We start from the raw sequence: 6,399 nt of genomic DNA, 5'->3' as shown, positions 1-6,399 counted from the left end.
GACAGTGACCCAGACGGCTTCGATTTGCTGACAGGAGGCGATGGCAAAGACTTACTTCACGGCCAAGAACAAGACGACACCTTGCGAGGTGGCAACGGACGGGATTTGCTGTTTGGAGGCAAAGGGGACGATCGTATTTTCGGCGAAACTGACTCGGATACTCTCTACGGCAATCAAGGTTCCGACACCATCATCGGTGACTACGGCACTCAACTTGGCAGTAGTGTTGCGACATCTGAAGGTGATTTAATTTTCGGTAACGACACCGGCGATCTCATCGGCGGCGGTAGCGGTAACGATAGCATTTTTGCTGGCAAAGGTAATGACTTAGTTTACGGTGGCAAAGATAACGACAGGATTTGGGGTGAACTCGGTGCCGACACCATTGTCGGGGATGAGGGGGATGATTCGCTTTATGGTGGGAAGCAAAACGAGTTAGTGTCGGATGTTGATGGCCGCGATTTGCTATTTGGGGGAGATGGAAATGATTTTCTCAATGGTGGTGAGAGTTCCGATTCTCTGAGTGGGGGTTTTGGTAACGATACGCTTCGTGGAGGTAAGGATGATGATGTTGTACAGGGAGATGCGGGCGATGATTTGATTTACGGGGATGATGGCAACGATATTTTGTGCGGCGATGAAGGTAATGATACTATTTTTGGCGATCGCGGGCAAAATGAACGAGGCGCTGTGGGTGAAGACGGCCAGCAAGACTGTATTAATGGTGGCAGTGGCGATGACCTGTTATACGGCAATGAAGGTCAAGATACTATTAACGGTGATCGGGGTAATGACACTATTTACGGAGGGAAAGATAGCGATATTCTCAATGGGGGTGCAGGGGATGACTGGCTGTTTGGTGATGGGGGAGATGATACTTTGATTGGGGGTATGGGGAACGATCGCTTTGTGTTAAGCGCTAATAGTGGTATTGATACAGTGCTCAATTTTTCTGTAGGAAATGATAAGTTTGTCCTGGCTGGTGGTTTGAGTTTTGAGGCTTTGCAAATTAACTCGATGGCGAATGGCACGCTGCTACAAGTTGCGGCCACAGGCGAGGTTTTGGCTCAGGTTTTTGGCGCTGATAATTTGCTGAGTAATCGGGATTTTCTCACTCTTTCTCCTTAAGACCAAAGCGCATTAAATATGCTGCATTTTTTCCTATGCTTTTAGCAACTCGGTTTATTTGATAAACCGAGTCTTTTAATGTAGCATAAAAAATAGTAATCTGGATATTTTGGGGTTATTCGACTCAATAAAAACCATAAAAATGGTTTTTATTGAGTCATTTGTTCCTGATAAAATAAAACAAAAAAAGTTGAAAACTACAAAAAATATAACCATTTCTTGAGTATCATATAGATGATTTGAGAGTCGGCTGATTGAGATCGATCAAATTGGGTTTGATAAAAACTCGAGTCGTAATAAAAATCGCATACATTAACCCCTTTGATACTACAAAAACACAGAGTTGTCAACTACTTTTAGGTAAAAAATATCTAATTTTACGGTAATTTATCGTAGATTGTGCTAATTTTTTTCATTTAAAAATAATTTAGACCCACGTCTGAATTGGCGAAAAAAAAACCTGATTTACCAGCGAAATAGAGCGAACTGCTACTTTGGGAAGATGTCGATCCAAACAAAAACGAAGTAAAAATAACTTGTTAACTATGCGAAATCGAGAAATGAGCAGTTAGAAATTTCCCATTAGCAATTAACAATAATATCTACCACTGAAGATTGAAAGTTAATAGATCAAGGAGCTATGTAACTCATGAAACATTTAGGGTGCAACTACTCTTCGCCAATTCACCAATCAAGTTGCGATCGCCGCTACACTTACTGCATAAAAAGTTCTTGGAGTGGGCCGTCGTTAGTGGGTGATATGGCGCTCGATATTTCCGGTTTAACAAAAGCGAGTCGGGGCGTCAAGACTACACCTACAAAAAATTTAGTTTGCATCGATCCGAGGGTAGAGAATTATCAGCATCTTGCCAGCGGAGTCAAACCAGGGACAGAGATAATTGTCCTCGATCGAACTCTGGACGGAGTAGAACAAATTACCGAGATTCTAGCTAAACGCAGTTTAATTGCCAGCCTTCAGATTGTTGCTCACGGCAATGAAGCTTCGGTGCAACTGGGGTCAACTTTACTGAAGAATGAAAACTTATCAAAGTACGATCGGCATTTGCAGCAGTGGCGAAATGCCTTAAGCGAAAAAGCCGATATTTTATTATTATCGTGTAAGGTTGGGGCTGGAAAATCCGGGATTGCTTTCGTGCGGAAGCTGAGAGAATTAACAGGCGCAAATATAGCGGCTTCCAACAATCTAATTGGCAGTGCCAAATTAGGAGGAAACTGGCAATTAAATGTTACAGCAGGACGAGTAAAAACAGCAATAGCCTTTGAAAAAAACACCCAGGAAAATTACAGCGCTGTCCTCATTAATTTAGTGGATGAAAGTTTTCAAGATGCAAGTCTAATCGGGCCTTGGATCTCTGGGGTAACAGGCATTTCAGATGCTCCAGCTTTAACAGCAGGAACCGGAACAGAGAGTTTTCCGGGCTTGAACATAGACCCGGTTGGCAGCGGGGCGTTGAGATTAACTACAAGAACTTTTGACCAATCTACTTTTGTCATCTATAACAGTCAGGTTCCTGTCAACAGCGGTCTTAAAATTGTCTTCGATATATTTGCCTACGACGGCACTACACGTCCTGATCGTCCTGATTTAGCAGGGCAGACAGGGGACGGCATAAGTTTCTTTTTAATTGACGGTACTGTGACGCCAACAGTAGCTGGAGGCTATGGAGGTTCTCTCGGCTACGCGCAAAATACAGATACAAATCAGTCCGGTTTACGGGGAGGTTATTTAGGAATTGGATTGGATGAATTCGGAAATTTCTCAACTACAACTCAAGGGCGGGTAGGCGGACTTCCGGGGGGAATTAGACGAGATTCGGTAACGCTTCGAGGTAGCGAAGTTACGCAATATCAATTTTTAACTTCTACGTTTGTGCCGCAGGGAATAGATAATATTCCCGATACCGTAAATCCTCTGCCTCCAAACGGGCCGAACAATGCCATTACCAGCAGTCGCGAAGAAGCCAGAAGAAGAGTTCAAATTATTTTGCAACCCCCCACTTCTGCAACGCCAAACCGTCTCACTGTTAACTTTGATCTCAACAATAATGGTTTGTTTACAGATCAGGGCGAGACTATTATCGACATTGCCAATTTAGAGGACTTAAACGGGCCAATCCCGGCAACATTCAAATTTGGTTTTGCTGGTTCAACGGGAGCCGCAACAAATATTCACGACGTTCGCACTTTGTCGATCCAAACTATAGACGTGCCGCTTACTACAGCAGATGTTGCCTCAACGAAAACAGGCCCGGCGGCAGCGGCACCGGGTAGCAGCATCACTTACACAATTACGACGGTAAATAACGGCCCGGACGCCGCCGAAAACGTGGTGGTTGAAGATCAATTGCCCGTCGGGGCAGTATTTGGCAGTGCCGACGGCAACGGCACTTTCAACCCGACAACGAGACTGGTTTCCTGGAGTATTCCGAATTTACCTGTTGGGGCCACAGCCACCCGCACCGTAACTGTTACGACCCCAACTACACTCGGCCCTATTACAAATAGTGTATTCAGCAGCAGCAGCACGATCGATCCCGTACCCGGTAACAACAGCGGCAGCCGCCCGGATGCGAGAGTCACGACCACTATTACGAACGATAGCGCTGATGTAGTGACGCGCAAAACCGGGCCCGCTACTGCGATCGCGGGTTCGACTGTCACCTACACAATTACGGCAGCCAACAGTGGGCCGAGTGCGGCAACCAATGTGGCGATCGCCGACACCATTGTTCCGGGTTTAACAGGAGTCAGCGTCTCCGAGGGCGGAACTTACAACGCAACTACAGGTATTGTGACTTGGACGGCGATCCCATCCCTAGCCAGCGCAACCAGCGCCAACAGAACCGTCAGTTTCGCAGTTCCCGCCACCGGTGGCACCGTCGCCAACACTGCTAGCAGCACCTCGATTACCCCAGACCCCAATCCCGGCAACAACAACGGCAGCAGCCCCGAAGCGCGAGTCACCACCACGATCACCGATAGCGCCGATGTAGTGACGCGCAAAACCGGGCCCGCTACTGCGATCGCGGGTTCGACTGTCACCTACACAATTACGGCAGCCAACAGTGGGCCGAGTGCGGCAACCAATGTGGCGATCGCCGACACCATTGTTCCTGGTTTAACAGGAGTCAGCGTCTCCGAGGGCGGAACTTACAACGCAACTACAGGTATTGTGACTTGGACGGCGATCCCATCCCTAGCCAGCGCAACCAGCACCAACAGAACCGTCAGTTTCGCAGTTCCCGCCACCGGTGGCCCCATCGCCAACACTGCTAGCAGTACCTCAACGAGTGCAGACCCCAATCCTGCCAACAACAACGGCACCAGCCCCGAAGCGCGAGTCACCACCACTATCACCGATAGCGCCGATGTAGTTACGCGCAAAACCGGGCCGGCTACTGCGGCTGCAGGCTCGACAGTCACCTACACAATTACGGCGGCGAACAGTGGGCCGAGTGCGGCAACCAATGTGGCGATCGCCGACAGCATTGTTCCGGGCTTAACAGGAGTCAGCGTCTCCGAGGGCGGAAGTTACAACGCAACTACAGGTATTGTGACTTGGACGGCGATCGCATCCCTAGCCAGCGCAGCCAGCGCCAACAGAACCGTCAGTTTCGCAGTTCCCGCCAGCGGCGGCCCCATCGCCAACACTGCTAGCAGCACCTCAACGAGCCCAGACCCCAATCCTGCCAACAACAACGGCACCAGCCCCGAAGCGCGAGTCACCACTACTATCACCGATAGCGCCGATGTAGTGACGCTCAAAACCGGGCCCGCTACTGCGATCGCGGGTTCGACTGTCACCTACACCATTCTCACCGAAAACAGAGGGCCCAGTACCGCCACCAACATCACCCTTACAGACAGCATCGTTCCCGGTTTAACGGGCGTCACAGCATCCAACGGCGGTACTTACAACCCAGCCACAGGCATTGTCAGCTTTCCGCCCATTGCCAGCTTAGCTGACGGCGTGACCGTCAGCCGGAGAGTCACATTCCCAGTCCCCGCGACCAGCACTGTCAGCAACACGGCAAGAAGTACCTCAACCACTAATGACCCGAATCCCGGCAACAATAACGGCAGCGATCCCGTCGCAACTGTTACCACCAGCATCGCCTCTGCGCCGACTCCGACTCCCCCGCTCCCACCGACTCCGACTCCGACTCCTGCCAACCTACGGCCGATAGCTAGCAACGTCAACCTCGAAATCGCCCCCAGCAGCACTGTGGCGATCGCAGGACTGGGAGGAAGCGACCCCGACGGTTCGATCGCATCCTTCACCATCAACACCGTCCCACCAGCAAATGAAGGGCTGATATTTTTAGGCAATCCCGATACTGGCGGCACGATTGTCACCGCCGGTCAAATTCTGACACCTGCTGACATTAACCAATTATTTTTCCAATCGACAGGCAACTTTACAAAAGCAAATTTCACCTACAGCGCTACAGACAACCAGGGCGCTACCAGCCGCGCCAGCGCTACTGTCTCGGCGGTGCTGCCGGATCCCAACAAACCGCCAGTAGCTAACAACGTCAACCTCGAAATCGCCCCCAGCAGCACTGTCTTGATCGCAGGACTAGGCGGCACAGATCCAGACGGGTCGATCGAATCCTTCACCATCAACACCGTCCCACCAGCAAATGAAGGGCTGGTATTTTTAGGCGATCCCGAAACAGGCGGCAGGATTATCCGCGCCGGTCAAATTCTGACACCTGCTGACATTAACCAATTATTTTTCCAATCGACAGCCAACTTTACAACAGCAAATTTCACCTACAGCGCTACAGACAACCAGGGCGCTACCAGCCCCGCCAGCGCTACTGTCTCTGCCATTCCCCTGAACGAACCAACACCGGCGCCAACACCAACACCACCAACACCACCAACACCACCAACACCACCAACACCCGCGCCCACACCAACACCACCAACACCACCAACACCACCAACACCAACACCACCAACACCACCAACACCAACACCACCAACACCACCAACACCACCAACACCAACACCACCAACACCACCAACACCACCAACACCACCAACACCAACACCCGCGCCAGAACCCACACCCACACCCACGCCGGAACCAACACCCGCGCCAGAACCAACACCCACACCCGCCGCGGAACCAACACCCGCCCCAGAACCAACACCACCAACACCCACACCCGCCCCAGAACCAACACCACCAACACCCACACCCGCCCCAGAACCAACCCCCATATTCAACCCAGTAGCCGA

At 50.6% G+C, this 6,399-nt stretch carries 2 protein-coding genes; both read left to right on the top strand.

The features are described 5' to 3' along the window. Positions 1 to 1,128, top strand: a 1,128-nt coding sequence (locus QUB26_RS30780; protein ID WP_333321119.1) for a calcium-binding protein, incomplete at its 5' end; no start/stop codon positions are given. Between the two features lie 649 nt (positions 1,129 to 1,777). Then, positions 1,778 to 6,399 (top strand): DUF4347 domain-containing protein (locus QUB26_RS30775; RefSeq protein ID WP_333321117.1); only part of this gene is annotated, 4,622 nt, incomplete at its 3' end.

The organism is Microcoleus sp. B4-C1 (genome assembly GCF_036705285.1).
Classification (GTDB): domain Bacteria; phylum Cyanobacteriota; class Cyanobacteriia; order Cyanobacteriales; family Microcoleaceae; genus Microcoleus.
Note: the sequence above shows the minus strand (reverse complement) of the source record. Positions and strands in the feature narration are given on the sequence as shown.